The sequence below is a fragment of the Ramlibacter pinisoli genome, from assembly GCF_009758015.1.
Classification (GTDB): Bacteria; Pseudomonadota; Gammaproteobacteria; order Burkholderiales; family Burkholderiaceae_C; genus Ramlibacter; species Ramlibacter pinisoli.
This window is the reverse complement of the sequence record NZ_WSEL01000003.1, coordinates 168388-195362: the sequence shown is the minus strand read 5'-3', so window position 1 is coordinate 195362 and position 26975 is coordinate 168388. Positions and strand designations below refer to the sequence as shown.

General features: G+C 68.7%; 25 protein-coding genes and 1 tRNA gene. 20 read left to right on the top strand and 6 right to left on the bottom strand.

Annotation, left to right across the window (positions count from 1 at the left end):
* Positions 1-14 precede the first annotated feature (14 nt).
* The 3 genes from GON04_RS02090 to GON04_RS02080 are packed head-to-tail and all read left to right on the top strand — an operon-like array spanning position 15 to position 3602.
* Positions 15-2063, top strand: coding sequence for an acetyl-CoA carboxylase biotin carboxylase subunit (locus GON04_RS02090; RefSeq protein ID WP_157396353.1), 2049 nt, complete (start codon positions 15-17; stop codon positions 2061-2063).
* A gap of 4 nt (positions 2064-2067) precedes the next feature.
* The gene (locus tag GON04_RS02085; RefSeq protein ID WP_157396352.1) at positions 2068-3117 is read left to right on the top strand and encodes an alkaline phosphatase D family protein; all 1050 of its coding nucleotides are present in this window, start codon (positions 2068-2070) and stop codon (positions 3115-3117) included.
* On the top strand, positions 3114-3602 hold the full coding sequence (locus GON04_RS02080) for a VOC family protein (protein ID WP_157396351.1): 489 nt from the start codon (positions 3114-3116) through the stop codon (positions 3600-3602). The genes GON04_RS02085 and GON04_RS02080 overlap by 4 nt, the downstream gene beginning before the upstream one ends.
* On the opposite strand, the gene GON04_RS02075 is transcribed toward GON04_RS02080, so the two are convergent.
* Positions 3584-4543 (bottom strand): Bug family tripartite tricarboxylate transporter substrate binding protein, encoded by a 960-nt coding sequence (locus tag GON04_RS02075; RefSeq protein WP_157396350.1) that lies wholly within the window; start codon positions 4541-4543, stop codon positions 3584-3586. The genes GON04_RS02080 and GON04_RS02075 overlap by 19 nt on opposite strands.
* A gap of 65 nt (positions 4544-4608) precedes the next feature.
* Here GON04_RS02075 and cuyA point away from each other — a divergent pair, with 65 nt between their 5' ends.
* The 5 genes from cuyA (at position 4609) to GON04_RS02050 (ending at position 11088) form a co-directional block, all read left to right on the top strand.
* Positions 4609-5646, top strand: coding sequence for a D-cysteate sulfo-lyase (cuyA, locus tag GON04_RS02070; RefSeq protein WP_157396349.1), 1038 nt, complete (start codon positions 4609-4611; stop codon positions 5644-5646).
* A 185-nt stretch (positions 5647-5831) separates the two neighbouring features.
* Positions 5832-7658 (top strand): FAD-dependent oxidoreductase, encoded by a 1827-nt coding sequence (locus tag GON04_RS02065; protein ID WP_157396348.1) that lies wholly within the window; start codon positions 5832-5834, stop codon positions 7656-7658.
* Positions 7655-9556, top strand: a complete 1902-nt coding sequence (locus tag GON04_RS02060; protein ID WP_157396347.1) for a 2-oxoacid:acceptor oxidoreductase subunit alpha — start codon at positions 7655-7657, stop codon at positions 9554-9556. The genes GON04_RS02065 and GON04_RS02060 overlap by 4 nt, the downstream gene beginning before the upstream one ends.
* Positions 9553-10608 (top strand): 2-oxoacid:ferredoxin oxidoreductase subunit beta, encoded by a 1056-nt coding sequence (locus GON04_RS02055; RefSeq protein ID WP_157396346.1) that lies wholly within the window; start codon positions 9553-9555, stop codon positions 10606-10608. The genes GON04_RS02060 and GON04_RS02055 overlap by 4 nt, the downstream gene beginning before the upstream one ends.
* A 39-nt stretch (positions 10609-10647) precedes the next feature.
* Positions 10648-11088 carry a CBS domain-containing protein gene (locus tag GON04_RS02050; RefSeq protein WP_157396345.1) on the top strand — a complete coding sequence of 147 codons (441 nt, stop codon included), beginning with the start codon at positions 10648-10650 and terminating at the stop codon, positions 11086-11088.
* 37 nt (positions 11089-11125) lie between these two features.
* On the opposite strand, the gene rsxB is transcribed toward GON04_RS02050, so the two are convergent.
* From rsxB to GON04_RS02035, 3 genes are all read right to left on the bottom strand, one after another.
* Positions 11126-11779 carry an electron transport complex subunit RsxB gene (rsxB, locus tag GON04_RS02045; protein ID WP_181653839.1) on the bottom strand — a complete coding sequence of 218 codons (654 nt, stop codon included), beginning with the start codon at positions 11777-11779 and terminating at the stop codon, positions 11126-11128.
* A complete protein-coding gene (locus tag GON04_RS02040) occupies positions 11776-13116 on the bottom strand; it encodes a polyhydroxyalkanoate depolymerase (RefSeq protein ID WP_157396344.1) in 1341 nt (446 codons plus the stop codon). The genes rsxB and GON04_RS02040 overlap by 4 nt, the downstream gene beginning before the upstream one ends.
* Before the next feature lie 232 nt (positions 13117-13348).
* A complete protein-coding gene (locus GON04_RS02035; RefSeq protein WP_157396343.1) occupies positions 13349-14545 on the bottom strand; it encodes an amino acid aminotransferase in 1197 nt (398 codons plus the stop codon).
* A 119-nt stretch (positions 14546-14664) separates the two neighbouring features.
* On the opposite strand from GON04_RS02035, the gene uvrB reads away from it, so the two are divergent.
* The 11 genes from uvrB to GON04_RS01980 all read left to right on the top strand — a co-directional run bounded on the left by uvrB (position 14665) and on the right by GON04_RS01980 (position 24564).
* Complete coding sequence (gene uvrB, locus GON04_RS02030; RefSeq protein WP_157396342.1) at positions 14665-16767, top strand: excinuclease ABC subunit UvrB; 2103 nt, start codon at positions 14665-14667, stop codon at positions 16765-16767.
* A gap of 255 nt (positions 16768-17022) precedes the next feature.
* Entirely contained in the window at positions 17023-17562 is a 540-nt protein-coding gene (gene iscR / locus GON04_RS02025; RefSeq protein WP_157396341.1) for a Fe-S cluster assembly transcriptional regulator IscR, read from the top strand.
* Positions 17563-17598: 36 nt separating this feature from the next.
* A complete protein-coding gene (locus tag GON04_RS02020; protein WP_157396340.1) occupies positions 17599-18825 on the top strand; it encodes an IscS subfamily cysteine desulfurase in 1227 nt (408 codons plus the stop codon).
* Between the two features lie 15 nt (positions 18826-18840).
* The gene (iscU, locus tag GON04_RS02015) at positions 18841-19227 is read left to right on the top strand and encodes a Fe-S cluster assembly scaffold IscU (protein ID WP_157396339.1); all 387 of its coding nucleotides are present in this window, start codon (positions 18841-18843) and stop codon (positions 19225-19227) included.
* Between the two features lie 5 nt (positions 19228-19232).
* The gene (iscA, locus tag GON04_RS02010) at positions 19233-19556 is read left to right on the top strand and encodes an iron-sulfur cluster assembly protein IscA (RefSeq protein WP_157396338.1); all 324 of its coding nucleotides are present in this window, start codon (positions 19233-19235) and stop codon (positions 19554-19556) included.
* A 21-nt stretch (positions 19557-19577) separates the two neighbouring features.
* Complete coding sequence (gene hscB / locus GON04_RS02005) at positions 19578-20096, top strand: Fe-S protein assembly co-chaperone HscB (RefSeq protein ID WP_181653837.1); 519 nt, start codon at positions 19578-19580, stop codon at positions 20094-20096.
* A 39-nt stretch (positions 20097-20135) separates the two neighbouring features.
* Positions 20136-21995, top strand: a complete 1860-nt coding sequence (hscA, locus tag GON04_RS02000) for a Fe-S protein assembly chaperone HscA (protein WP_157396337.1) — start codon at positions 20136-20138, stop codon at positions 21993-21995.
* Between the two features lie 2 nt (positions 21996-21997).
* Positions 21998-22336, top strand: coding sequence for an ISC system 2Fe-2S type ferredoxin (fdx, locus tag GON04_RS01995; RefSeq protein WP_157396336.1), 339 nt, complete (start codon positions 21998-22000; stop codon positions 22334-22336).
* Between the two features lie 110 nt (positions 22337-22446).
* Positions 22447-23175, top strand: a complete 729-nt coding sequence (dnaQ, locus tag GON04_RS01990; RefSeq protein ID WP_157396335.1) for a DNA polymerase III subunit epsilon — start codon at positions 22447-22449, stop codon at positions 23173-23175.
* 41 nt (positions 23176-23216) lie between these two features.
* Positions 23217-23291, top strand: a tRNA-Val gene (locus GON04_RS01985).
* Positions 23292-23445: 154 nt separating this feature from the next.
* Positions 23446-24564, top strand: a complete 1119-nt coding sequence (locus tag GON04_RS01980; protein ID WP_157396334.1) for an NAD(P)/FAD-dependent oxidoreductase — start codon at positions 23446-23448, stop codon at positions 24562-24564.
* Here GON04_RS01980 and GON04_RS01975 read toward each other — a convergent pair.
* Positions 24561-25607 (bottom strand): quinone-dependent dihydroorotate dehydrogenase, encoded by a 1047-nt coding sequence (locus tag GON04_RS01975; protein WP_157396333.1) that lies wholly within the window; start codon positions 25605-25607, stop codon positions 24561-24563. The two genes, GON04_RS01980 and GON04_RS01975, sit on opposite strands and share 4 nt — an antisense overlap.
* Before the next feature lie 41 nt (positions 25608-25648).
* Here GON04_RS01975 and rpiA point away from each other — a divergent pair, with 41 nt between their 5' ends.
* Positions 25649-26320 carry a ribose-5-phosphate isomerase RpiA gene (gene rpiA, locus GON04_RS01970; RefSeq protein ID WP_181653836.1) on the top strand — a complete coding sequence of 224 codons (672 nt, stop codon included), beginning with the start codon at positions 25649-25651 and terminating at the stop codon, positions 26318-26320.
* On the opposite strand, the gene GON04_RS01965 is transcribed toward rpiA, so the two are convergent.
* Entirely contained in the window at positions 26317-26958 is a 642-nt protein-coding gene (locus GON04_RS01965) for a glutaredoxin family protein (protein ID WP_157396332.1), read from the bottom strand. The genes rpiA and GON04_RS01965 overlap by 4 nt on opposite strands.
* Positions 26959-26975: the final 17 nt, after the last annotated feature.

Genomic DNA, 26975 nt, shown 5'->3' with positions numbered 1-26975 from the left:
AGAGGTTGCAGACCATGTTCGACAAGATCCTGATCGCCAACCGTGGCGAGATCGCCTGCCGCGTCATCAAGACGGCCCGCAAGATGGGCATCAAGACCGTGGCCGTCTATTCCGACGCCGACCGCGAGGCGCGCCACGTGAAGCTGGCCGACGAGGCGGTGCACATCGGCCCGGCCCCCAGCCGCGAGAGCTACCTGCGGATGGACCGCATCATCGAGGCCTGCAAACAGACCGGCGCGCAGGCGGTGCACCCGGGCTACGGCTTCCTGTCCGAGAACGAGGAGTTCGCACGCAAGGTCGAGGAGGAGGGCATCACCTTCATCGGGCCCAAGCACCACTCCATCGCGGCGATGGGCGACAAGATCGCCTCCAAGAAGCTGGCCGGCGCGGCCAAGGTGAACACCATCCCCGGCTGGAACGATGCCATCGAGTCGGCCGAGCAGGCCGTGCAGATCGCGCGCGACGTCGGCTACCCGGTGATGATCAAGGCGTCTGCCGGCGGCGGCGGCAAGGGCCTGCGCGTGGCCTTCAATGACAAGGAGGCGCTCGAGGGCTTCACCTCCTGCCGCAACGAGGCGCGCAACAGCTTTGGCGACGACCGCGTGTTCATCGAGAAGTTCGTCGAGGAGCCGCGCCACATCGAGATCCAGGTGCTGGGCGATGCGCACGGCAACGTGATCTACCTGAACGAGCGCGAGTGCTCCATCCAGCGCCGCCACCAGAAGGTGATCGAGGAGGCGCCGTCGCCCTTCATCAGCGAGGCCACGCGCCGGGCCATGGGCGAGCAGGCGGTGGCGCTGGCCAAGGCGGTGAAGTACCAGTCGGCCGGCACGGTCGAATTCGTGGTCGGCAAGGACCAGAGCTTCTACTTCCTGGAGATGAACACCCGGCTGCAGGTGGAGCACCCGGTGACCGAGTGCATCACCGGGCTGGACCTGGTGGAGCTGATGATCCGCGTGGCGGCCGGCGAGAAGCTGCCGCTCACGCAGGACGACGTCAAGCGCGACGGCTGGGCCATCGAGTGCCGCATCAACGCCGAGGACCCGTTCCGTGGCTTCCTGCCGTCCACCGGCCGGCTGGTGCGCTTCCAGCCCCCGCGCGAGAGCATGTGGGCCGCGGACACCGGCCACCTGCACGGCGTGCGGGTGGACACCGGCGTGACCGAGGGCGGCGAGATCCCCATGACCTACGACTCGATGATCGCCAAGCTCATCGTGCACGGCAAGGACCGCGCGGAAGCCATCGCCAAGATGCGCGAGGCGCTCAACGGCTTCGTGATCCGCGGCATCTCCAGCAACGTGCCGTTCCAGGCCGCGCTGCTGGCGCATCCCGATTTCGTCAGCGGCCAGTTCAACACCGGCTTCATCGCCGAGCACTACGGCAAGGGTTTCCGGGCCGAGGACGTGGCGCATGGCGATCCCGATTTCCTGGTGGCGCTGGCGGCCTTCGTGAACCGGCGCGCCCTGCAGCGCTCGGCCGGCATCAGCGGCCAGATGTCCGGGCACGAGTTCCGCGTCGGCGAGGACTACGTGGTGGTCAAGCTGGGCGAGGGCGGCGTGACCGAGGCGCACCCGGCCAAGGTCTCCGACTTCCAGGCCGTGTCCGGCTCCAGCGTGGTCGAGACCAACGGCAAGCGCTACGAGATCTGCACCAGCTGGCACCTGGGCGCCGCACGCATCCGCGGCACCGTGGGCGGCCAGCCGTTCACCGCGCTGGTGGAGCGAGGGCTGCCGAAGAACCCGCTGGCCATCGCCATCGACCACCACGGCACGCGCCTCACCGCCATGGTGTTGACGCCGAGGACGGCGCAGCTGCATGCGCTGATGCCGTACAAGGCGCCGCCGGACATGAGCCGCTTCGTGCTGTCGCCCATGCCTGGGCTGCTGGTCGACGTGGCCGTGCAGCCGGGCCAGAAGGTGCAGGCGGGCGAGCGCGTCGCCGTCATCGAGGCGATGAAGATGGAGAACGTCCTGTTCGCCACCGCCGACGGCGTGGTGGGCAAGGTGCTGGCGGCCAAGGGCGAATCGCTCGCCGTCGACCAGCCGATCATCGAGTTCGCCTGAGGCCGTGCTGCAACGACGCGAGCTCCTGGCGGCCGGCGCGTCGCTGGCGCTCGGCGCCTGCGCGCTGCCCGGGGCCGGTGGCGGCGAGCCGCTGCGGCGCATCGGCTTCGGCTCGTGCTGCGACCAGAAGCTGCCGCAGGGCATCTGGGACGCCGTGCTGGCATCGCGCCCGGACCTGTTCCTGTTCGGCGGCGACAACGTCTACTGCGAGGAGCCCTTCACCGCCGAGAGGTTGCGCGACGCCTATGCCCAGGCCGAGCGCTCCGAGCGGCTGGTGCGGCTGCGGTCGACGGTGCCGCACATGGCGATCTGGGACGACAACGACTACGGCCTGAACGACGGCGGCGCCGAATTCGCCGGCAGGCAGGCCTCCAAGGACGCCTTCCTGGACTACTGGCAGGTGCCCGCCGGCGACCCGCGGCGCTTGCGCGAGGGGCTCTACGACGCGCGCGTGTTCGGCCCCGCGGGGCGACGGGTCCAGGTCATCCTGCTGGACGACCGCTGGTTCCGCTCGCCGCTGCGCCGCACCGACCAGCGCAACGCGCCGGGCAAGGAGCGCTACCTGCCCGACCCCGATCCGGCCAAGACGATGCTGGGCCCGGCGCAGTGGCGCTGGCTGGAGCAGCAGCTGCGCGAGCCGGCCGAGATCCGGCTGGTGATGTCCGGCATCCAGCTCCTGGCAGAGGGCCACGGCTGGGAGCGCTGGGGCAACCTGCCGCTGGAGCGCGAGCGGCTGTTCCGCGTGCTGCGCGAGACCGGCGCCACCGGCGTGGTGCTGCTGTCGGGCGACCGGCACTTCGGCGCCTTCTACCGCGAGACCGAACGCCTGCCCTATCCCCTGACCGAATGCACGGCCAGCGGCTTCACCCACACCTTCCGGGGCGTGCGGGAGGCGGGGCCGAACCGCATCGGCGACCCCTTCACCGAGCTGCACTTCGGCGCCGTCGACATCGACTGGGCGGGGCGCGGCCTGCTGCTCAACCTCATCGACGGCCAGGCGCGCGTGGCGCGCAGCCTGGCCCTGTCCTTCGACGAACTGAAAGTTCCCGCATGAACCAACGTCCCTTCCGTGTCCTCGGCGTCCAGCAGATCGCCATCGGCGGCCCCGACAAGCAGCGCCTGCGCAAGCTCTGGGTCGACCTGTTCGGCCTGGAGGTGACCGGCACCTTCCGCAGCGAGCGCGAGAACGTCGACGAGGACATCTGCGCCACCGGCGCCGGCGCCTTCAAGGTCGAGGTCGACCTGATGCAGCCGCTGGACCCGGACAAGAAGCCCGCCGTGCACGCGACGCCGCTCAACCACATCGGGCTGTGGGTGGACGACCTGCCGGTGGCGGTCGAGTGGCTGCAGGCCCAGGGCCTGCGCTTCGCGCCGGGCGGCATCCGGCGAGGCGCCGCCGGCTTCGACATCTGCTTCGTGCACCCCAAGGGCAACGAGGAATTCCCGCTGGGGGGCGAGGGCGTGCTGATCGAGCTGGTGCAGGCGCCACCGGAGGTGGTGCGCGCCTTCACGGCGCTGGCTCAGTCGGCCGACATCTGAGCCTGGGTGGCGACCTTGCCCAGGCGCACGTATTCCGCCTGCGTGAGCGTCTCCAGTTCCTGTGCCGTCGAGCCCTGCGGCGTGAAGCCGGCCTTCTCCAGCTTCTCCTTGATCGCGGGCATGGCCAGCGCCTCGGCGAAGGCCTCGTTCAGGGCCTTGACGATGCGCGCATCGAGGCCGGCCGGGCCGTACACGCCGAACCAGGGATCGACCTCGTAGCCGGCCAGGCCGGCCTCGGCGATGGTCGGCACGTCCGGCAGCGAGGGCGAGCGGTGCTTGCCCGCCACCGCCAGCGCCTTGAGCTTGCCGGCCTGGATGTGGGGCAGCGAGGCCGGCAGGTTGTCGAACATCGCCGGCAGGTGGCCGCCGATCATGTCGGTGATGCCGGGCACGCTGCCCTTGTAGGGAACGTGCACGAGGTTGACCCCCGCCATCTGGGCGAACATGGTGCCGGCCAGGTGCATCGAGGTGCCGGCGCCGGCGGTGCCAAACTGCAGTCCGGGGTTCTTCTTCGCGTAGGCGATGAACTCCTTGACGTCCTTCACCGGCACGCCCGGGCCCACCTCCAGCACGATGGTCGAATAGCCCAGCATGCTGATGGCGGTGAAATCCTTGCGCGGATCGAACGGCATCTTCTTGTACAGGTGCGGGTTGAGCGCATTGGTGGAGATGGCGCCGAACCCGATGGTGTAGCCGTCGGCCGGCGCCTTGGCCACCGCGTCCATGCCGATGTTGCCGCCCGCGCCGGGACGGTTCTCGATGACGACCGGCTGGCCGAGCTTGCGTCCGACCTGTTCGCCGACCGTGCGCGCGACCAGGTCGGTCGTGCCGCCCGCGAGGTAGGGCACGACGAAGCGGATCGGCTTGGCCGGGAAGCCCTGCGCGAAGCTGAAGGAAGTGCCCAGGGTGAGCGCGAGGGCGCCGATCCAGCGGAGAGTCATGCCTGTGGTTCCGGTTGTCATGTGGAGCGTCGATTCTAGGAGGGCGGCCTGATTAAGATCGGGCGATGGACCTTTCACGCTTCCCCCGCCGGCGCTACACGCCGTTCGCCACCCCGATCGAATTCCTCCCCCACTTCAGCCGGGCCCTGGCCGCCACCTGCCCGGGCGGGCAGGGGCCGCGCATCTGGATCAAGCGCGACGACATGCTCGGCCTGTTCCCGGGCGGCAACAAGACCCGCAAGCTCGAGTTCCTGGTGGCTGATGCCCTGGCTCAGGGCGCCGACACGCTGGTCACCTGCGGGGCGCCGCAGTCCAACCATTGCCGCATCACGCTGGCGGCCGCGGTGAAGGAGGGGCTGAAGTGCCGCTTCGTCATCGAGGAACGCGTGCCGGACAGCTACGACCCGCAGGCCAGCGGCAACAACTTCATGTTCCGGCTGCTGGGCGTGGAGGCCATCACCGTCGTGCCCGGCGGCAGCAACATGGCCGCCGAGATGCAGAAGATCGCCGACGACCTGGCGGCGCAGGGCCGCAAGGCCTACATCATCCCGGGTGGTGGCTCCAACGCGCTCGGCGGGCTGGGCTATGTCGCCTGTGCGCAGGAGTTGCAGCAGCAACTGTTCGAGACGGGGCTGCGCATCGACCGGCTCATCGTCGGTTCCGGCAGTTCGGGCACGCACGGCGGCATGGTGGCCGGCTTCCTGGGCAACAACATCGGCATCCCGATCACCGGCATCGGCGTCAGCCGCGACCCGGCGGACCAGGAGCCGCTGGTGCACAAGGAGGCGCAGGCCGTCATGGACCTGCTCGGGACCGGCATCACCGTGCCGCGCGAGGCGGTGCAGAGCGTGGGCGGCTACTGGCAACCCAAGTATTCGATCCCCAATGCCGCCATGGTCGAGGCGGTGCAACTGCTCGCGCGCACCGAAGGCATCCCGCTGGACCCGGTCTACACCGGCAAGATCCTGGCGGGCCTGATCGGCCTGGCGCGCAAGGGCGTGCTCAAGCCGGACGAAAACGTGCTGTTCCTGCACACCGGCGGCCTGCCGTCGTTGCACGCGTACGAACGCGTGGTGCTGGGCGAGGCCCCGCCGGCGGACTGAGCGCTGGCGACCGGCCACGCGCAGGCACACCGCGTGGCGCACGGTCGAGTTGAGGGCCGCGGGGCTTGGGGTATTCCCCCGACCCGGCGTGCGAAGCCGAACGCATAGTGAGGGGGTGGGGCCACCGCGGCCACCACCCCCGGACGCGCTGCGGGCGCGCGGGACATCGCAGAGGAGACCCAGCCTTGCAGCGAACCGACACCGCGAATCCGGCCTATTTCCACAAGGTCGTCGATTGCCAGTACGCGTGCCCCGCCCACACCCCCGTTCCCGAATACATCCGGCTGATCGCACAGGGCCGCTACGGCGACGCCTACATGGTCAACTGGGTGTCCAACGTCTTCCCGGGCATCCTCGGCCGCACGTGCGACCGCCCGTGCGAGCCGGCCTGCCGGCGGGGCCGGGTCGAGGAGGTGAATGCGCAGCAGCCCGAGCCGGTGGCCATCTGCCGCCTCAAGCGCGCCGCCGCCGACATGAAGGAGGACGTGCGCCACCGCATGCCCACGGTCGCGCCTTCCAACGGCCGGCGCGTTGCCTGCGTGGGCGCGGGTCCGGCCTCGCTGACGGTGGCCCGCGACCTGGCGCCGCTGGGCTACGACGTCACCGTGTTCGACGGTGAAGCCAAGGCGGGCGGCTTCATGTGGACGCAGATCCCGCGCTTTCGCCTGCCCGAGTCCGTCATCGACGAGGAGGTCGGCTACATCCTCGGGCTGGGCGTGCGGTTCGAGGCGAACCGGCGCATCGAGTCGATGAAAGCCCTGCTGGCGCAGGACTACGACGCCGTGTTCGTCGGTTGCGGCGCTCCGCGCGGCCGCGACCTCGACCTGCCGGGTCGCCGCGAGGCGGCCGCGCACGTGCACATCGGCATCGACTGGCTCGCGTCCGTCTCCTTCGGGCATGTCACCTCCATCGGCCAGCGCGTCATCGTGCTCGGCGGCGGCAACACCGCGATGGATTGCTGCCGGTCGGCCCGCCGCCTGGGCGGCAGCGACGTCAAGGTCATCGTGCGCAGCGGCTTCGAGGAGATGAAGGCGTCCCCCTGGGAGAAGGAGGACGCGATGCACGAGGGCATCCCGATCCTCAACTTCCACGTGCCCAAGGCCTTCGTGCACGAGGGGGGGCGGCTCACCGGCATGACGTTCGAGATCGTGCAGGCGGTGTACGACGAGCGCGGCCGCCGCAGCCTGGTGCCCACCGGCGAGCCGGACCGGTTCTTCCCCTGCGACGACGTGCTGGTGGCCGTCGGCCAGGAGAACGCGTTCCCCTGGATCGAGCGCGACTGCGGCCTGGCCTTCGACGAGCACGGCCTGCCCAGGCTGGCCAAGGACACCCACCAGTCGACGTTGCCGCAGGTCTTCTTCGGCGGGGACGCCGCCTTCGGGCCCAAGAACATCATCACCGCCGTCGCCCACGGTCACGAGGCCGCGGTCTCGATCGACCGCTTCCTGCACGGACTGGACACGACCCAGCGGCCCGCCCCGATGGTCAACCTGATGTCGCAGAAGATGGGCATCCACGAGTGGAGCTACGACAACGACACGTCGGTGGACCTGCGCTACAAGGTGCCGTGGGCCAAGGCCGAGATCGCGCTGGCCAGCATCAAGGTCGAGGTCGAGCTGGGCTTCGATGCCGCCACCGCCTTCAAGGAAGCGCAGCGCTGCCTGAACTGCGATGTCCAGACGGTCTTCGCCGAAAACGCCTGCATCGAGTGCGATGCCTGCGTCGACATCTGCCCGATGGACTGCATCACCTTCACCGAGAACGGCAACGAGAAGGACATCCGGCCGCGGCTGAAGGCGCCGGCGCTCAACCTCGCGCAGGACCTCTACACCAGCGGTGAACTCAAGACGGGACGGATCATGGTCAAGGACGAGGACGTGTGCCTGCACTGCGGGTTGTGCGCGGAGCGCTGCCCGACCGGCGCCTGGGACATGCAGAAGTTCCTGCTTCGCACCACCCAGGCCGGCCCGCGTGCCCGCGATGCCGCCGCCGCGCATGGAGTCGCCGCATGAGCGCCGTCGAACCCTTCCGCGGCGCAAGCGACCTGGTGCCGGGCGTCCACGGCGAGCGTCCGGTGCCGCCGCGCATCGAGGCGGTGAACGACTTCGTCATCAAGTTCGCGAACGTCAACGGCTCGGGATCGGCATCGGCCAACGAACTGTTCGCCAAGGCCATCCTGCGGATGGGGGTGCCGGTCAGCCCGCGCAACATCTTCCCCAGCAACATCCAGGGCCTGCCCACCTGGTACGAGGTGCGGGTGAGCGAGGACGGCTGGCTGGGCCGGCGCGGCGGCATCGACATGATGGTCGCGATGAACCCGCAGACCTGGGATGCCGACGTCGCGGAGCTCGAACCCGGCGGCTACCTGTTCTACGACAGCACGCGGCCCATGCCGGCTTCCCGGTTCCGCCCCGACATCCACGTCATCGGCATGCCGCTGACCGAGATCTGCAACGCCGTCTACAGCGACCCGCGGCAGCGCCAGCTGTTCAAGAACATCGTCTATGTCGGCGCGCTCTCGGTGCTGCTCGAGATCGACGACCAGGTGATCGAGAAGCTGTTCGGCGAGCAGTACCGCGGCAAGGAAAAGCTGCTGGCGTCCAATGTCCAGGCGCTGCACCTGGGGCGCGACTTCGCCAAGGAGCACCTGCAGGGGCCGCTGGGCGTGCGGGTGCGGCGGGCCGACCGCGTGGGCGACGGCATCTTCATCGACGGCAACAGCGCCGCGGCGCTCGGCTGCGTCTATGGCGGTGCGACGGTGGCGGCCTGGTACCCGATCACGCCGTCGTCGTCGGTGGCCGAGGCCTTCCAGAAGTACTGCGCGAAGTTCCGCGTCGATCCCGCCACCGGGCAGAACTGCTACGCCATCGTGCAGGCCGAGGACGAGATCGCCTCCATCGGCATGGTGGTGGGGGCCGGGTGGAACGGCGCGCGGGCCTTCACGGCGACCTCCGGCCCCGGCATCTCGCTGATGACCGAGTTCATCGGCCTGGCGTACTTCGCCGAGATCCCGGTCACCATCATCAACGTGCAGCGCGGCGGGCCGTCCACGGGCATGCCGACGAGGACCCAGCAGGCCGACCTGCTGGCCTGTGCCTACGCCTCGCATGGCGACACCAAGCACGTGCTGCTGCTGCCGGAGGACCCGCACGAGTGCTTCGAGCATGCCGCCTGCGCGCTCGACCTGGCCGACCGGCTGCAGACACCGGTGTTCGTCATGACCGACCTGGACATCGGCATGAACCAGCGCCTGTGCAGGCCGTTCGCCTGGGAGGAGGGCCGTTCCTACGATCGTGGCAAGGTGATGACGGCGGAGGAACTCGAGGCCGGCCGGGATTTCGGCCGCTACAAGGACGTGGACGGCGACGGGATTCCCTGGCGCACCCTGCCGGGCACGCACCCGACGCGGGGCAGCTACTTCACCCGGGGCACGACGCGCGATCCCTATGCCCGCTATTCGGAGCGGGGCCCCGACTACATCTACAACGTCGAGCGCCTGCTCAAGAAGTTCCGCACTGCCGCTGACCTCGTGCCGCAGCCGGTCATCGCGATGGCCGCGCAGCCGACCCGCCTGGGGGTCATCTACTTCGGCTCGACCAGCCCGGCCATGGCCGAGGCGCTCGCGGTGCTGCAGGCCGAGGGCATCCACGTCGATGCGATGCGCCTGCGGGCGTTCCCGTTCCCGGACAGCGTGGCCGCGTTCATCGCCGCGCACGACCAGGTGTTCGTGGTCGAGCAGAACCGCGACGCGCAGATGCGCAGCCTGCTGGTGAACGAGCTGGAGGTCGACCCGGCGCGGCTGGTGAAGGTGCTGCACTACGACGGCACCCCGATCACGGCCCGCTTCATCACCCGCGCCATCACGCAGGTCGTCCGGCCGACCGCCGATCCGAAGGAAGCCCAGGCATGACCTACATCGCCAAGCCGCCTCTGCGCCATCCCACGCTCGAGAAGAATCGCGTCGGCTACACGCGCCGCGACTACGAGGGCAAGATCTCCACGCTGTGCGCGGGTTGCGGCCACGACTCGATCTCGGCCGCCATCATCCAGGCCTGCTGGGAACTGGACATCGAGCCGCACCGCGTCGCCAAGCTGTCGGGCATCGGCTGCAGCTCGAAGACGCCCGACTACTTCCTGGGCGCCTCACACGGCTTCAACACCGTGCATGGCCGCATGCCCAGCGTGCTCACCGGCGCCAACCTGGCCAACCGCGACCTGCTGTACCTGGGCGTGTCGGGCGACGGCGACTCGGCCTCCATCGGCCTGGGCCAGTTCGCGCATGCGATGCGGCGCGGCGTGCGCATGGCCTACATCGTCGAGAACAACGGCGTCTATGGCCTGACCAAGGGCCAGTTCTCGGCCACCGCCGACCAGGGATCCAAGAGCAAGAAGGGCGTGATCAACAGCGACAGTCCGGTCGACCTGGTGGGCATCGCGCTGCAGCTGGGCGCCACCTACGTGGCCCGCGGCTTCTCGGGCAACAAGCAGCAGCTGGTGCCGCTGGTCAAGGGCGCCATCCAGCACGGCGGCGCCGCGTTCATCGACGTGATCAGCCCCTGCGTCGCCTTCAACAACCATCCGGGCAGCACCAAGAGCTACGACTACGTGCGCGAGCACAACGAATCGGTCAGCCGCATCGACTTCATCGCGCCCGGCGAGGAGATCACGGCCGACTATGGGCCGGGCGAAGTGGTGGACGTGCGCCAGCACGACGGCACCTTCCTGCGGCTGCGGCGCCTGCATGCGGACTACGACGCCACGAACCGCGAGCAGGCCATGGCCCATGTGCAGCAGCACCAGTCCCGCGGCGAGGTCGTGACCGGGCTGCTCTATGTCGACCCGCTGGCGACCGACCTGCACATGGCGCTGAACACCAGTGCCCGGCCGCTGAACGCGCTGGGCCTGGCACAACTGTGTCCCGGCCGGCCGGCGCTGGACAAGCTGAACGCATCGTTGCGCTGACCGCGCGGCTGGGCCGCCCCGCGCGGCAAGGAGTGACCAATGAGCGAGCGCACCGTGTTCCAGTCGATGTCGCGCAAGCATGTCGTGCGCGTCGCCCCTGATGCCAGCGTGCACGAGGCCGCCTGCGTGATGACGCGGGCGATCTGCGGCAGCGTGCTCGTGATGGAGCCGCCGGACCGGATGCTGGGCATCCTGACCGAGCGCGACCTGATGACGCGCGTGGTGGCGCGCGCGCTGGATCCCGCGACCACGAAGGTGCGCGACGTGATGACGCCCAAGCCGATCTGCGTCGGACCGGAAACGCCGGTGTCCGAAGCGGTGGTCATCATGCTGGAGAAGGGCTTCCGCCATCTGCCCGTGCTGCGTGGCGACCGCATCCTCGGGGTCTTCTCGGCCCGGGATGCACTGCCGCGCGAGATCGGCATGGCGATGGGCCTGGCCGAATTCAACGAGCAGGTGAACGACGCCGGCGGCGGCTGAGCGCCAGGCGAGGACGACGCGGGACCGCGGCGGCGCTTCAGCCGTTCTGGCGCCGCGCCTTCGCGCGCGCCAGGGCCGCTTCGATGATGGCGCGCTTGCGGTCGGCCTCGGCGCCCGTCGCACCTTCGGTGTGGGCGGGCAGGTCGGCCAGCTTGGCGCGCGCCTTGCGCTCCAGCCGTTCGTCGTTCTCGCTTCGCTGGCGCTCGCCCCGCTCAAGATGCCATTCGTAGCGCGCCAGGGCCTCGGCCGCGGCGGTGTCGCTCCAGGCTGCCCAGCCGGTGCGGTCGCCGCTGGCGTTCTCGAGCGAGATGCAATCCACCGGGCAGACCGGGATGCAGAGTTCGCAGCCGGTGCAGGCCGGCTCGATGACGGTGTGCATGCGCTTGTTGGCGCCGACGATCGCATCGGTGGGGCAGGCGTCCAGGCACAGCGTGCAGCCGATGCACCAGGCCTCGTCGATCACCGCGACGGCACGGGGGCCTTCGGTGCCGTAGGCCGGATTGAGCGGAATCACGGGCCGGCCGGTCAGGGCGGCCAGGCGCCCGATGCCTTCCTGGCCGCCGGGCGGGCAGCGGTCGATGTCCGCTTCGCCCGCCGCGATGGCCTGTGCGTAGCCGCGGCAGTCGGGAAAGCCGCAGCGCGTGCACTGTGTCTGCGGCAGGGCGGCATGGAGCCGCTCGGCCGGTGTCACGCCGCCGGCTCAGCCGCCTTCCTGCGGGCCGCCGCGCGCGTGGGCGCCCGGCTCTCGGTGGCGACGGTGGGCCCCTGGTTGAAGCGCGCGATGTAGTCGCGCACCTGCGGGTACACGATCTCGCGCCAGCGGCGGCCGCTGAAGATGCCGTAGTGCCCGGCGCCCGAGACCTCGATGTGCTTCTGGCGCGTCTTGGGCACGCCCGGGCACAGGCCGTGGACGGCCTCGGTCTGGCCGGCGCCGGAGATGTCGTCCAGCTCGCCCTCGATGGACAGCAGGGCCGTGTCGCGGATGTCCTCGGGACGCACGCGCTCGAGGTCGCCATCGTTGCTGATGACGTCCCACGTGCCGTTGACCAGCGCGAATTCCTGGAACACCGTGCGAATGGTCTCGAGGTAGTAGTCGGCGTCCATGTCGAGCACGGCGTTGTACTCGTCGTAGAACTTGCGGTGCGCCTCGGCCCCGGCGTCGTCGCCGGCGATGAGGTGTTTGAAGTAGTCGTAGTGGCTCGAGAGGTGGCGGTCGGGGTTCATCGCCACGAACCCGGTGTGCTGCAGGAAGCCCGGGTAGACGCGCCGGCCCGCACCCGGGAAGTTGGTCGGGACACGGTAGATGACGTTGCTCTCGAACCAGGAGTAGCTCTTGTTCATCGCCAGGTTGTTCACCGCGGTGGGCGACTTGCGGGCGTCGATGGGGCCGCCCATCATCGTCATGGTCAGCGGGGTCACCTCGCCGCGCGACGCCATCAGCGACACGGCCGCGAGCACGGGCACCGTCGGCTGGCAGACGCTCACGACGTGGCAGTTGCCGTATTGCCCCTGCAGGTGCCGGATGAACTCCTGCACGTAGTTGACGTAGTCGTCGAGGTGGAACTCACCCTGCGACAGCGGCACCATGCGGGCGTTCTTCCAGTCGGTGATGAAGACCTTGTGGTCCTGCAGCATGCTGTGGACCGTGTCGCGCAGCAGCGTCGCGTAGTGGCCAGACAGCGGTGCGACGATCAGCACGGCCGGCTGCGCCTTGAGGTTCGTCAGCGTCGCCGGATCGTCGGTGAAGCGCTTGAAACGGCGCAGTTCGCAGAACGGCTTGTCGATCTCGACCGTCTCGTGGACGACAACGTCGATGTCGTCGATCTCCACGGTCTGGATGCCGAAGCTGGGTTTCTCATAGTCCTTCCACAGGCGGTACACCAGCTCGTAGCTGGCGGACACGCGCTGCGACAGGGGGTTCTGGCCGAAAGGCGTGAGCGGGTTGCTGTAAAGCTTCGCAGCGGCCTGGGCAAAATCGGCGAACGGCTCCATCAGGGAGCGGTGTGCCTCGTAAATCTGGTAGAGCATGCGCGGGCCTTTGTGTTGTGCGCTGCAATATAGCAGTCCACTTCAGTTTTGCTCATCCGTAAGACCACTGTAGCCGTGTGTTGCGCTGCAGCGTCGTCAGGACCAAAAGCTTCGCGCGCGGACGAGTCCTGGCGTGCCGGACAGGACTGTCACTTGATGTGAGACGGGGCACGTTGCAGCCCAAGAAAAAAGGCCGCAAGCAGCGGCCTTTCGGGTGGGGAGCGTGAAGGACTCAGAGCACCTTGGCGATCGACTGGCAGACGTAGTCGATGTTCTTGCTGTTCAGGGCGGCGACGCACATGCGGCCGGTGTCCGTGCCGTAGACGCCGAACTCCTCGCGCAGCCGGACCATCTGCTCCTTGGCCAGCCCGGAGTAGCTGAACATGCCGACCTGCTGGGTGATGAACGACATGTCCTGCTGGACGCCGGCGGTCTTGAGCTTCTCGACCAGGGCGGTGCGCATCTGCTTGATGCGCACCCGCATGCCGGCGAGCTCCTTCTCCCACAGCGTCCGCAGCTCGGGCGTGTTGAGCACCGTCGCCACCACCGTGCCGCCGTGGATCGGCGGGTTGCTGTAGTTGGTGCGGATGACGATCTTGAGCTGGCTCAGGACGCGCGCCGCTTCGTCCTTGGTGCCGCACAGCACCGACAGGCCGCCGACCCGCTCGCCGTACAGGCTGAAGCTCTTGGAGAACGAAGTGGAGACGAAGAAGTCCTGGCCGGACGCCACGAACTTGCCGATCACGGCGCCGTCCTCCTGGATGCCCTGGCCGAAGCCCTGGTAGGCCATGTCCAGGAAGGGCACCAGCTGGCGCGCCTTGGTGGCGGCGATGACCTGGTCCCATTGGGCCGGCGTGAGGTCGTAGCCCGTGGGGTTGTGGCAGCAGGCGTGCAGGACCACGACGGTGCCCTGCGGCGCCATGTTCAGCGCCGTCAGCATGCCGTCGAAGTCGATGCCGCGGCGGGCCGCGACGTAGTACGGATAGGCCTCGACCGTGAAGCCGGCCTGGCTGAACAGGGCGCGGTGGTTCTCCCAGCTCGGGTCGCTGATCAGGACCTTGGCATCCGGGCGCACCTTGCGCAGGAAGTCGGCGCCGATCTTCAGGCCGCCGGTGCCGCCCAGGGCCTGCACGGTGGCGACGCGGCCGCTCTTGACCGGTTCGCTGTCGGCCCCAAATACCAGGCTCTTGACGGCGCTGTCATAGGCGGCGATGCCGTCGATGGGCAGGTAGCCGCGCGCCTTGGGCGCTTCCATCATGAGCTTCTCGGCCTTCTGCACGCACTCGAGCAGGGGCAGCTTGCCGTTGTCGTCGTAATAGACGCCGACCCCCAGGTTGACCTTGTTGGGGTTGGTGTCGGCGGCGAACTGCTCGTTGAGACCCAGGATGGGATCGCGCGGGGCCATCTCGACGGCTTGGAACAAAGACATGCAGGAAATCCTTCGGAAGGTGGTCGGCGCAGGCAGCTGCGCGGCGGCCCGGTGTTGCTGTACGCTGTCCGGTTGCCCGCGATTTTAAACGTCCGCCCCCACCCGATCCGCCCGACCACATGCCAGAAGTCACTGAAGTCATGCAGGAACCGCAACAGGGGACGTTCCTCACGTTCCCCGGCTCGCCGTTCGAGCTGTTCCAGCCGTATCCGCCCGCCGGCGACCAGCCCCATGCGATCGACAAGCTAGTGGAGGGCGTGGAGGACGGGGAGGTGTTCCAGACGCTGCTGGGTGTCACCGGGTCGGGCAAGACCTTCACCATGGCCAACGTGATCGCCCGGCTGGGACGGCCGGCGATCGTGTTCGCGCCGAACAAGACGCTGGCGGCGCAGCTGTACTCGGAGTTCCGCGAGTTCTTCCCCAAGAACGCGGTGGAGTACTTCGTGAGCTACTACGACTACTACCAGCCCGAGGCTTACGTCCCCCAGCGCGACCTGTTCATCGAGAAGGACAGCTCGATCAACGAGCACATCGAGCAGATGCGGCTGTCGGCCACCAAGAGCGTGCTGGAGCGGCGCGACACCGTGATCGTCGCCACGGTGAGCGCCATCTACGGCATCGGCGCCCCGGAGGATTACACGCAGATGCGGTTCATCTGCCGGGTGGGCGACAAGATCGGCCAGCGCGACGTCATCAGCCAGCTGATCCGGATGCAGTACACGCGCAACGAGCAGGATTTCTCGCGCGGCACCTTCCGCGTGCGCGGCGACACCATCGACGTGTTCCCGGCCGAACACAGCGAACTGGCGGTGCGGCTGGAGCTGTTCGACGACGAGATCGAGACGCTGCAGCTGTTCGACCCGCTGACCGGCCGCATCCGCCAGAAGGTGCCGCGCTTCACCATCTATCCGTCCAGCCACTACGTGACGCCGCGCGAGAAGGTCGTGTCGGCGGTGGAGTCGATCAAGATCGAGCTGGAGCAGCGCCTGAAGGAGCTGGTCTCCGCCGGCAAGCTGGTCGAGGCGCAGCGGCTGGAGCAGCGGACCCGCTTCGACCTCGAGATGCTCAGCGAGGTGGGCCACTGCAAGGGCATCGAGAACTACACGCGGCACCTGTCGGGCGCTCCTCCGGGTGCGCCGCCCTCGACGCTGACGGACTACCTGCCCAAGGACTCGCTGATGTTCCTGGACGAGAGCCACCAGATGATCGGCCAGCTGAACGCCATGTATGCCGGCGACCGGCAGCGCAAGACCACGCTGGTGGAGTACGGTTTCCGGCTGCCCTCGGCGCTGGACAACCGGCCGCTGAAGTTCGAGGAGTTCGAGACGCGCATGCGCCAGGTCGTCTTCGTCTCGGCCACGCCGGCGAACTACGAGAACGAACACGCCGGGCAGGTCGTCGAGCAGCTGGTGCGCCCGACCGGGCTGATCGATCCCGAGGTCGAGGTCCGGCCGGCGACGCACCAGGTCGACGACGTGCTGCAGGAGATCCGCATCCGGTCGGAGAAGCACGAGCGCGTGCTGATCACCACGCTGACCAAGCGCATGGCCGAGCAGCTGACCGACTACCTGGCCGACAACGGGGTCAAGGTGCGCTACATGCACAGCGACATCGACACCGTCGAGCGCGTGGAGATCCTGCGTGACCTGCGCCTGGGCGCCTTCGACGTGCTGGTGGGCATCAACCTGCTGCGCGAGGGCCTGGACATCCCCGAGGTGTCGCTGGTGGCCATCCTGGATGCCGACAAGGAGGGCTTCCTGCGGGCCGAGCGGTCGCTCATCCAGACCATCGGGCGGGCGGCGCGCAACCTGCACGGCCGGGCGATCCTGTACGCCGACAGGATGACCGAGTCGATGAAGAAGGCGATCGGCGAGACCGAGCGGCGCAGGGCCCGGCAGATCGCCCACAACGAGTTGCATGGCATCACGCCGCGCAGCATCAAGAAGCAGGTTCGCGACCTGATCGACGGCGTCTACAGCGAGAAGGCCAGCAAGGAGCAGGAGAAGCAGGAGCTCCAGCGGGCCCTGGCCGAGGACATGTCCGAGAAGGACATCGCGCGCGAGATCAAGCGGCTGGAAAAGCAGATGCTGGAACACGCGCGCAACCTCGAGTTCGAGAAGGCGGCGCGGGTGCGCGACCAGCTGGCGCTGCTCAAGGAGCAGGCGTTCGGCGCGCCGGGCCGGGACAACATCGTGCCCATCGAATCCGGCCGTCGCGGCTGACCTCCACCCGTCGGACGGGTCGGGGCGGCCGGGAACCAACCCTGCGACTGTCCAGTCTGATTACCCGAGCGATTCAGCGGGTTTTCGGGTATACTTGATTGAATCGCTCGGGATCGAGCACAGAACGAACAGCTGGGCGCCGCAGAGCGCCACGAGGGCCGGCCCCACGCCGGAAAGCAAGGGTGGAGACGGGCCGTGGCAGCAAGGCTGCTGCGGCGCAACAAAGTCGGACAAGCAGCACAACAGGAGGTTGCGATGCGTCTCACAACCAAAGGCCGTTTTGCGGTCACCGCGATGATTGATCTGGCTCTGCGCCAGAACAATGGTCCCGTCACGCTGGCGGCTATCAGCCAGCGGCAGCAGATCTCGCTGTCGTACCTGGAGCAGCTGTTCGGCAAATTGCGCCGGCACGAGCTGGTGGAATCCACCCGCGGGCCGGGCGGCGGCTACACGCTGGGCCGCAAGGCCTCCGAGATCACGGTGGCCGACATCATCGTCTCGGTCGACGAGCCGATCGACGCCACCCAGTGCGCCGGCAAGGAGAACTGCAACGGCGAGGGCGGGCGCTGCATGACGCACGAGCTCTGGTCGCAGCTGAACCAGCGCATGGTCGAGTTCCTCGATTCGGTGTCGCTGCAGAAGCTGGTGGACGAGCAGATCGCCAAGGGCGTCCAGATCGAGGACAAGCCGGCCGTCAAGCGCGCCATCTCCAGCCAGCCGGTCGTCAAGCCGATCCGGGTGAACGCGCCGAACTCGGTCTTCGCCCTGGGCAGTGCCGCCCTGGCCAAGTCCTGACTCCGATCCACCTTTTTCCAGAGTTCCGTCCCTGCCATGGACATGACCCCGCACTTCCCGATCTACATGGATTACGGCGCCACGACGCCGGTGGACCCGCGCGTCGTCGACGCAATGATCCCCTGGCTGCGCGAGCACTTCGGCAATCCGGCCTCGCGCAGCCACGCATGGGGCTGGGAGGCCGAGGCCGCCGTCGAGAAGGCGCGTGAGCAGGTGGCGGCCCTGATCGGCGCCGACCCGCGCGAGATCGTCTGGACCTCGGGTGCAACGGAATCCAACAACCTGGCCCTGAAGGGCGCGGCGCACTTCTACAAGACGCGCGGCAAGCACCTCATCACGGTCAAGACCGAGCACAAGGCGGTGCTGGACACCACCCGCGAGCTGGAGCGGCAGGGGTTCGAGGTCACCTACCTCGACGTGCAGGAAGACGGCCTGGTCGACCTGGAGAAGCTCAAGGCCGCGCTGCGGCCCGACACCATCGTGGTCAGCGTCATGCTGGTCAACAACGAGATCGGTGTCATCCAGGACATCCCCACCATCGGCGCGCTGTGCCGCGAAAAGGGCGTCATCTTCCACGTCGATGCGGCGCAGGCCACCGGCAAGGTCGAGATCGACCTGAAGACGCTGCCGGTCGACCTCATGAGCCTGGCCTCGCACAAGACCTACGGGCCCAAGGGCATCGGCGCGCTGTACGTGCGCCGCAAGCCGCGCGTGCGGCTGGAAGCGCAGATGCACGGCGGTGGCCACGAGCGCGGCATGCGCTCGGGCACGCTGCCCACGCACCAGATCGTCGGCATGGGCGAGGCCTTCCGCCTCGCCAGGGAAGAGATGGCGCAGGACAACGCCAAGGCCCGCGCGCTGCAGCAACGGCTGCTCGAGGGCCTCAAGGACGTCGAGCAGGTGTTCATCAACGGCAGCATGGCCGCCGGGCGGCGCGTTGCGCAGAACCTGAACATCAGCTTCAACTTCGTCGAGGGCGAGTCGCTGATCATGGGCATCAAGGGCCTGGCGGTGTCGTCCGGTTCGGCGTGCACCTCGGCATCGCTCGAGCCGAGCTACGTGCTGCGCGCCCTCGGCCGCAGCGACGAGTTGGCGCACAGCAGCCTGCGCATGACGATCGGCCGCTTCACGACCGAGGAAGAAATCGACTACGCGGTGGACACCATTCGCAAGAACGTGGCCCGCTTGCGCGAGCTCAGCCCGCTCTGGGAGATGTACCAGGACGGCGTGGACATCAGCACCATCCAGTGGACGGCGCACTGACAGACAGAGGTACGTATGGCTTATTCAGACAAGGTCGTTGACCACTATGAGAACCCGCGCAACGTGGGTTCGTTCGACAAGGGTGACGAGAGCATCGGCACCGGCATGGTGGGCGCCCCGGCCTGCGGCGACGTCATGAAGCTGCAGATCAAGGTCAACCCGCAGACCGGCGTCATCGAGGACGCGCGCTTCAAGACCTATGGCTGTGGCTCGGCCATCGCGTCCAGTTCGCTGGTGACCGAATGGGTCAAGGGCAAGACGCTCGACCAGGCCGCGCAGCTGAAGAACAGCCAGATCGCCGAGGAACTGGCCCTGCCGCCGGTGAAGATCCACTGCTCCATCCTCGCCGAGGACGCCATCAAGGCTGCCGTCGAGGACTACAAGAAAAAGCACGCCCATTGACCGACATGGCAGTCACGTTGACGGAAGCGGCGGCCCGCCATGTCCAGCGCTATCTCACCAAGCGGGGCAAGGGGCTCGGCGTGCGGCTGGGGGTGAAGACCACCGGCTGCTCGGGCCTGGCCTACAAGCTCGAGTACGTGGACGAGGCGGCCCCGGAAGACCTGGTGTTCGAGAACCAGGGCATCAAGATCCTGATCGATCCCAAGAGCCTGGCCTACATCGACGGCACGCAACTCGACTTCGTGCGCGAGGGGCTGAACGAGGGGTTCCGGTTCAACAACCCGAACGAGCGCGATCGCTGCGGCTGCGGCGAGTCGTTCCGGGTCTGATCGCTTGCTTTCCAGGCCCGGGTGAACCTGCAGTCCAGTGATTTCGAGCTGTTCGGCCTGCCCGAACGGTTTGCGCAGGATCGAGCCGCCGTCGACGCGCGCTGGAAGGAACTGCAGCGCGAAGCACACCCCGACAAGTTCTCGGCCCAGGGCCCGGCGGCGCAGCGCATCGCCATGCAGTGGTCGGTGCGCATCAACGAGGCCTACCAGCGCCTGAAGGACCCGTTGCGCCGGGCCGCCTACCTGTGCGAACTGCGTGGTTCGCCCATCAATGCCGAACGGAACACGGCCATGCCGCCCCACTTCCTCATGGAGCAGATGGAGTGGCGCGAGGCGCTCGAGGAGGCCTCGGGCGAGGACGAGCTGGACGCGCTGGAGGCCACGCTGGGGGTGGCGCGGGCACGCATCGTGGGTGACATCGAGCGCCTGCTCGACCAGCAGCAGGATGCGGCGGCCGCGGCGCAGCAGGTGAGGGCGCTGATGTTCGTCGAGCGCTTTGCCCATGACGTCGAGGCGCGCTTCGACCAGCTGGGACAATAGCGGCATGACGAGCGTTTCCTTCCTTCCACCGGTGCACTGATGGCCCTCCTGCAGATTTCGGAGCCCGGCCAGGCGCCCGACCCCCACCAGCGCCGCATCGCGGTGGGTATCGATCTGGGCACCACCCACTCTCTCGTTGCCTCCGTGCGCAACGGCGTTGCCGAATGCCTGCCGGACGGGCAGGGCCAGGTGCTCCTGCCGTCCGTGGTGCGCTACCTAGAGGGCGGCGGCCGGCAGATCGGTTTCGACGCCCAGGCCGCCGAGGCCGACGATCCCGAGAACACGATCGCCTCGGTCAAGCGTTTCATGGGACGCGGCCTGGCCGACATCGCCAACCGCGCCAAGCTGCCGTACCGCTTCGCCGACCACCCGGGCATGGTGACGCTGCAGACGCGGGCGGGGGAGAAGTCGCCGGTCGAGATCAGCGCCGAAATCCTCGCCACCTTGCGCTATCGCGCCGAGGACACCTTCGACGACGAGCTGTACGGGGCGGTGATCACCGTGCCTGCCTATTTCGACGAAGGCCAGCGGCAGGCCACGAAGGACGCGGCGCAGCTGGCCGGCCTGAAGGTGCTGCGCCTGATCAACGAGCCCACCGCGGCGGCCATCGCCTACGGCCTCGACAACGCCAGCGAGGGCGTGTACGCGGTCTACGACCTCGGCGGCGGCACCTTCGACATCTCCATCCTGCGGCTCACGCGCGGCGTGTTCGAGGTGATTGCCACGGGCGGCGACTCGGCGCTTGGGGGCGACGACTACGACCGGGCCCTGGCCGACCACCTGCTGGCGACGGCCGGCCTGGAGGCGTCCACGCCGTCCGAGAAGGCCGCCGTGAAGAAGGCCGCCCGGGCCGCCAAGGAACGCCTGACGGACGACGACACCACCGTGGTGCCGGTGCAGGCGGGCGGCCGCGAGGTGCCCGTCACGGTGACGCGCAGCGAATTCGACCGCGTGACCGCGGCACTCACCCAGCGCACCCTGTCGGCCGTGCGCAAGGCGATGCGCGACGCGAAGCTGGCGCGCGACGCGATCCAGGGCGTCGTGCTGGTCGGCGGATCGACCCGGATGCCCCAGGTGCGGGTCGCGGTGGCGGAGTTCTTCGGCCGCGAGCCGCTGACCAACCTCAATCCGGACGAGGTGGTGGCGCTCGGCGCCGCCGTCCAGGCCAACCAGCTGGCCGGCAACAACGCCAGTGGCGACCTGCTGCTGCTGGACGTGATCCCGCTGTCGCTGGGCATCGAGACCATGGGCGGATTGGTCGAGCGCATCGTGCCGCGCAACGAGACCATTCCGACGGCCAAGGCGCAGGATTTCACGACCTACAAGGATGGCCAGACCGCCATGGCCCTGCATGTGGTGCAGGGCGAGCGCGACCTGGTGCAGGACTGCCGCAGCCTGGCCCGGTTCGAGCTGCGTGGCATCCCGCCGATGGCAGCGGGCGCGGCCCGCATCCGCGTCACCTTCACCGTCGACGCCGATGGCCTGCTGAGCGTCAACGCGCGCGAGCAGGGCAGTGGCGTGGAGGCGCGCATCGACGTCAAGCCGTCGTACGGGCTGTCCGACGATCAGATCGCGAGCATGCTGCAGGAGAGTTTTTCCACCGCGCAGCAGGACATCCAGGCCCGGGCGCTGGCCGAGGCCCGCCTGGAGGCCGACCGCATGCTGCTGGCCACGCACAGTGCGCTCGACGCCGACGGCCAGTTGCTGGATGCCGATGAGCGCCAGACCATCGACGGCCTGATGGCCGTCCTGCGCGAACGGGCGGCCGAGGCCCAGGACGCCGCCGCCATCGAGGCGGCCACGGAGGCGCTGGCCAAGGGCACCGAGGACTTCGCCGCCCGGCGCATGAACCAGAGCATCCGCCAGGCGCTGGCGGGCCGCAACGTGGAAACCCTCTGAGCATGACCGTCATCCGCATCCTGCCGCACCCCGAGTATTGTCCGCAAGGCGCACAGGTGGAGGCGCCGGCCGGTACCTCGATCTGCGAGGCGCTCCTGGACCACGGCATCAAGATAGAGCACGCCTGCGACATGAGCTGCGCGTGCACCACCTGCCACGTCATCGTGCGGGAAGGCTTCGCTTCCTTGAACGAGATGGAGGAGGGCGAGGAAGACCTTCTTGATCGCGCCTGGGGGCTGGAGCCCAACTCGCGGCTGTCCTGCCAGGCGATCCTGGCGCAGAAGGACCTGGTGGTCGAGATCCCCAAGTACTCGATCAACCACGCCAAGGAAATCCACTAGCGGCCAGGGCGGGCGACCAGGCGATCGCCCGCGTGACCAACGCCACTGTTCCGGCGGATCGGTCACCGTTCCGTCGCGCAATGGATGAGCGCGCCAGCATAATCGCGGCCATGCGCCAGATCGTCCTCGACACCGAAACCACGGGCCTGTCGGCCGAAGCCGGCGACCGCATCATCGAGATCGGCTGCGTCGAACTCATGGCGCGCAAGCTGACCGGCAACAACAAGCACTGGTACCTGAATCCGGAGCGGGACAGCCACGAGGATGCCCTGAAGGTCCACGGCATCAGCAATGAGTTCCTGCGCGACAAGCCGAAGTTCGGGGCCGTCGCCGACGAATTGCTGGAGTACCTGCAGGGCGCGGAGTTGATCATCCACAACGCCGCCTTCGACGTCAGCTTCCTGAACAAGGAGCTGGAGCTGCTGGGCCGGCCGCCGCTGCGCACGGTGGTGGACCGCGTGACCGATTCGCTGGCCATGGCCAAGGAGCTGTTCCCCGGCAAGCGCAACAGCCTCGACGCCCTGTGCGACCGCCTGGAGGTCGACAACTCGGGCCGCACGCTGCACGGCGCGTTGCTCGACGCGGAACTGCTGGCCGACGTCTACATCAACATGACGCGTGGCCAGGAGGCGCTGCTGATCGACGTCGCCCCGACGGAGGCGGCAGCCGGCATCCAGACCCGCGTCGACCTGCGCCAGTTCACGCTGCCCGTGCTGCTGGCCAGCGACCAGGAGTCGGCCGCGCACGAGGAGGTGCTGCTCCAGTTGGACAAGGCCAGCGGCGGCAAGACGTTGTGGCGCATCCAGACGCGGCAGGATGGGCCTGTTCCTGTGGCATAATCATGGGCTGTTCTGCAGCGAGCCCGCGGCTCGTTTGCAAAGGGTGATTAGCTCAGCGGTAGAGCACTGCCTTCACACGGCAGGGGTCGCAGGTTCAAACCCTGCATCACCCACCAGATTCCCAGCGAAACGGCACCCTCGGGTGCCGTTTTTTGCTTTCCGGGCCTTTGATTGCCAGGCTCCGCCCGATCGCGGCGGAGTGCTGCGTCTGTTCCACAATCCGCCCATGAGCCGTTCGTATCTCGCCGCCCCGTGGGCGGCTGTCCACTGATGGACCGCGTCGATGCCGTGGTGGTGGGGGCCGGTGTGGTTGGCCTGGCGGTGGCACGGGCACTGGCGCAGGCCGGCCGGGAGACCATCGTGGCCGAGGGCCAGTCCGGCATCGGCCAGGGCGTGAGTTCGCGCAACAGCGAGGTGATCCACGCCGGCCTGTACTACGCGCCGGGCTCGCTCAAGGCCAGGCTGTGCGTGCGCGGCAAGGAACTGCTGTATGCGCTGTGCGCCAGCCACGGCGTCGAGCACCGCCGCTGCGGCAAGCTGACCGTCGCCAACGACGAAGGCGAGGTCGCGGCCTTGCGCCGCCTGCAGGAGCGTGCGGCCGCCAACGGGGTGCCCGTCGAGTGGCTCGACGGCGACCAGGCCCGCGCACTCGAGCCGGCGCTGCGCTGCATCGCCGCACTGCACTCGCCCAGCACGGGCATCGTCGACAGCCATGGCTTCATGCTGGCGTTGCAGGGCGACCTGGAGCGCGCCGGCGGCATGGTGGCCTTCGAGTCGGCGGTTGACGGCGTGCGTCTGGCCCGGGGAGCCGGCGAACCGCACGTGGTGCGGCTGGCCGACGGCAGCGAGCTGGCTGCGGACATCGTCGTCAACGCCGCCTCGCTCCACGCCTGCGCACTGGCGCGGCGCTTCGATGGGCTGGACGAGCGGCACGTCCCGCGCGAATGGTTCGCCAAGGGCAACTACTACGCGCTGTCGGGCAAGGCGCCATTCAGCCGGCTGATCTATCCCGCACCGGCTGACGCCCACCTGGGCACGCACCTGACCATCGACCTGGGGGGGCAGGCCAAGTTCGGTCCCGACATCGAGTGGCTCGACGTGCAGCGGCCCGAGGACATCGACTACCAGGTCGATCCCGCGCGGGCCGACGGGTTCTATGCCGAGGTCCGGCGCTACTGGCCCGGCCTGCCCGATGGCAGCCTGCAACCGAGCTACAGCGGGGTGCGCCCCAAGATCCACGGGCCCCATGAGCCGGCGGCCGACTTCCGCATCGATGGCCCGGCCGTGCACGGCGTGCCGGGGCTGGTGAACCTGTTCGGCATCGAGTCGCCGGGGCTCACCAGCGCCATGGCCGTGGCCGAGGACGTGCTGGCCCGGCTCGCTGCCTAGCGACGGGCCTGGTCCTTCAGCGCCCGCGCGACTTGGCCGACCAGTGCCGGGCCCTTGTAGATCAGGCCGGTGTAGATCTGTACCACGTCGGCGCCGGCGCGCACCTTGGCCACCGCGTCCTCGGCACTGAGGATGCCGCCGACACCGATGATGGGGAAAGCGCGGCCCAGACGCGCGCGCAACTGCGCGATCACGCGGTTGCTCGCCGCCAGCACGGGGGCGCCGCTCAGGCCGCCGATTTCCTCGCCATGCCGCATCCCGACGACCGCGTCGCGGGCGATGGTGGTGTTGGTGGCGATCACACCGTCCATGCCGTGGCGCTGCAGGGTCGCCGCGATCACGTCGACCTGCGCCTCGTCGAGGTCCGGGGCGATCTTCACGAACACCGGCACGCGGCGGCCATGCTCGCGCGCCAGCGACTCGCGGCGCTGGCCGATGGCACCCAGCAGGCCGTCGAGCGCCTCGTCGGACTGCAACGCGCGCAGGTTCTTCGTGTTGGGGCTGGAGATGTTCACCGTCACGTAGTCGGCATGCGGGTACACGCCGGCCAGACCCGTCAGGTAGTCGTCGGTGGCGCGCTCGATGGGCGTGGCCGCGTTCTTGCCGATGTTCAGGCCCAGGATGCGTCCCTGGCGCCGGAACGACGAGCGCTGGACGTTGGCCACGAAGGCATCCAGGCCGTCGTTGTTGAAGCCCAGCCGGTTGATCAGCGCGTTCGCCTGCGGCAGGCGGAACATGCGCGGCTTGGGATTGCCCGGCTGCGCCTTGGGCGTGACCGTGCCTACCTCGACGAAGCCGAAGCCCATCGCGCCCAGGCCGTCGATGCAGCGGGCGTTCTTGTCCAGGCCGGCCGCCAGGCCCACCCGGTTGGGAAAGCGCAGCCCGGCCAGCTCGATCGGGTCGTCCACCAGGGCAGAGCACCAGGTCCAGGCCAGGGGCGTGCCCTGCAGCCGGGCCAGGGATTCCAGCGTGAGGTCGTGCGCGGTCTCGGGATCGAGGCCGAAGAGGAAGGGGCGGGCGAGGCCGTAGGGGAGGAGGGGCATGGATAATTCGTCGCGATGCAAACCAGCCGGGAGATTGTCGCGTGACACAGGATGAACTGAAGGCCCTGGTTGGCCAGGCGGCGCTCAAACACGTGGTGCCCGGCGAAATCGTCGGTGTCGGGACCGGCTCCACCGTCAACAAGTTCATCGACGCGCTGGCGGCGATGAAGGACCGCATTCCGGGCGCGGTGTCCAGCTCGGTGGCATCCACCGAACGCCTGCGGGCGCTGGGGATCCCGGTCTTCGACGCCAACGAGGTCGGCGAGCTGGCGGTCTACATCGATGGCGCAGACGAGATCGATCCGCGCGGCCACATGATCAAGGGCGGCGGCGCCGCCCTCACGCGCGAGAAGATCGTGGCCGCGCAGTCGCGCCGCTTCGTGTGCATCGCGGACGAGTCCAAGCTGGTGCAGGCGCTGGGCGCGTTCCCGGTCCCGGTGGAGGTGATCCCGATGGCCGCGGCGCGCATCACCCGGCTGTTCGCGGCCAAGGGCGGCCAGGCCCGCTTGCGGATCAAGGATGGAGCGCCGCTGGTCACCGACAACGGCCAGCACATCCTGGATGTCGCCGGCCTGCGCATCGCCGACCCGCTGGCGTTCGAGTCCGAGGTGAACCAATGGCCGGGCGTCGTGACCGTGGGCGTGTTCGCCCACCAGAAGGCGGCGGTGTGCCTGCTGGGCACGGCTGCCGGCGTGCGGCAGCTCGATTTCTAGAACTGGATGCCGGCCGGGTTGCTGCCTGCGGTGGCGGCGGGCGCTGCGGGCGTGGGCACCTGCTGCGCGCTGGGTGCCGTCGGCGGCGCCGCCGGGCGGGGCGCGGCCGCCGCGACCAGCGGGGTGGCCGCGGGGGGGCGGTAGCTGGCCGGCAACTGCGACGAGCCGGGATAGCCGGCCGCATTCAGGAACTGGGTCCACTCCGGCTCGGAGTAGCCATTGAGCTGCTGGCCACCGATGGTGAGCAGCGGCAGCGTCGCCGCGCCGGACAGGCGCTGCAGGGCCTGGATGTCCTCGTTCGTGCTGACCGTCTTCTCGGTGAAGGGCACGCCGCGCGACGACAGGTAGGCGCGGCCGGAGCCGCAAGGCGCGCACTCGGGGCCGGTGTAGAGCGTGACGGGATACTTGCTGGCCACCTGGCGCAGCTCGAACGGCAGGCCCACCGCTCCCGATCCGCCGGCCGACGCCGTTGGCACCGCCTTCGCCTTCGAATCGGGGGGCGGCTGGTCGGAGAAGGTCACCTTCCCGTCCGCACCGACGATGCGATAGACCTGCTGGGCGCCGGCCGAGCAGGCCAGGGCGACGAGTGCGAGGGCGGCCGCAAGGCGGCGTGTCGAAAGGGGGCGTTGGTGTGGCATGGCTCCGTCTTCGGTAC

Bases quoted from the DNA above. Each gene is read 5' to 3' on its own strand.
- GON04_RS02075 (WP_157396350.1), bottom strand. From the start codon at position 4,543: ATGACTCTCCGCTGGATCGGCGCCCTCGCGCTCACCCTGGGCACTTCC.
- iscA (WP_157396338.1), top strand. From the start codon at position 19,233: ATGGCAGTCACGTTGACGGAAGCGGCGGCCCGCCATGTCCAGCGCTAT.
- GON04_RS02055 (WP_157396346.1), top strand. From the start codon at position 9,553: ATGACCTACATCGCCAAGCCGCCTCTGCGCCATCCCACGCTCGAGAAG.
- fdx (WP_157396336.1), top strand. From the start codon at position 21,998: ATGACCGTCATCCGCATCCTGCCGCACCCCGAGTATTGTCCGCAAGGC.
- GON04_RS02090 (WP_157396353.1), top strand. From the start codon at position 15: ATGTTCGACAAGATCCTGATCGCCAACCGTGGCGAGATCGCCTGCCGC.
- GON04_RS02080 (WP_157396351.1), top strand. From the start codon at position 3,114: ATGAACCAACGTCCCTTCCGTGTCCTCGGCGTCCAGCAGATCGCCATC.
- hscA (WP_157396337.1), top strand. From the start codon at position 20,136: ATGGCCCTCCTGCAGATTTCGGAGCCCGGCCAGGCGCCCGACCCCCAC.
- GON04_RS01980 (WP_157396334.1), top strand. From the start codon at position 23,446: ATGGACCGCGTCGATGCCGTGGTGGTGGGGGCCGGTGTGGTTGGCCTG.
- GON04_RS02040 (WP_157396344.1), bottom strand. From the start codon at position 13,116: ATGCTCTACCAGATTTACGAGGCACACCGCTCCCTGATGGAGCCGTTC.
- GON04_RS02050 (WP_157396345.1), top strand. From the start codon at position 10,648: ATGAGCGAGCGCACCGTGTTCCAGTCGATGTCGCGCAAGCATGTCGTG.
- uvrB (WP_157396342.1), top strand. From the start codon at position 14,665: ATGCCAGAAGTCACTGAAGTCATGCAGGAACCGCAACAGGGGACGTTC.
- GON04_RS02035 (WP_157396343.1), bottom strand. From the start codon at position 14,545: ATGTCTTTGTTCCAAGCCGTCGAGATGGCCCCGCGCGATCCCATCCTG.
- GON04_RS01975 (WP_157396333.1), bottom strand. From the start codon at position 25,607: ATGCCCCTCCTCCCCTACGGCCTCGCCCGCCCCTTCCTCTTCGGCCTC.
- iscU (WP_157396339.1), top strand. From the start codon at position 18,841: ATGGCTTATTCAGACAAGGTCGTTGACCACTATGAGAACCCGCGCAAC.
- GON04_RS02020 (WP_157396340.1), top strand. From the start codon at position 17,599: ATGGACATGACCCCGCACTTCCCGATCTACATGGATTACGGCGCCACG.
- GON04_RS01965 (WP_157396332.1), bottom strand. From the start codon at position 26,958: ATGCCACACCAACGCCCCCTTTCGACACGCCGCCTTGCGGCCGCCCTC.
- dnaQ (WP_157396335.1), top strand. From the start codon at position 22,447: ATGCGCCAGATCGTCCTCGACACCGAAACCACGGGCCTGTCGGCCGAA.
- iscR (WP_157396341.1), top strand. From the start codon at position 17,023: ATGCGTCTCACAACCAAAGGCCGTTTTGCGGTCACCGCGATGATTGAT.
- cuyA (WP_157396349.1), top strand. From the start codon at position 4,609: ATGGACCTTTCACGCTTCCCCCGCCGGCGCTACACGCCGTTCGCCACC.
- GON04_RS02060 (WP_157396347.1), top strand. From the start codon at position 7,655: ATGAGCGCCGTCGAACCCTTCCGCGGCGCAAGCGACCTGGTGCCGGGC.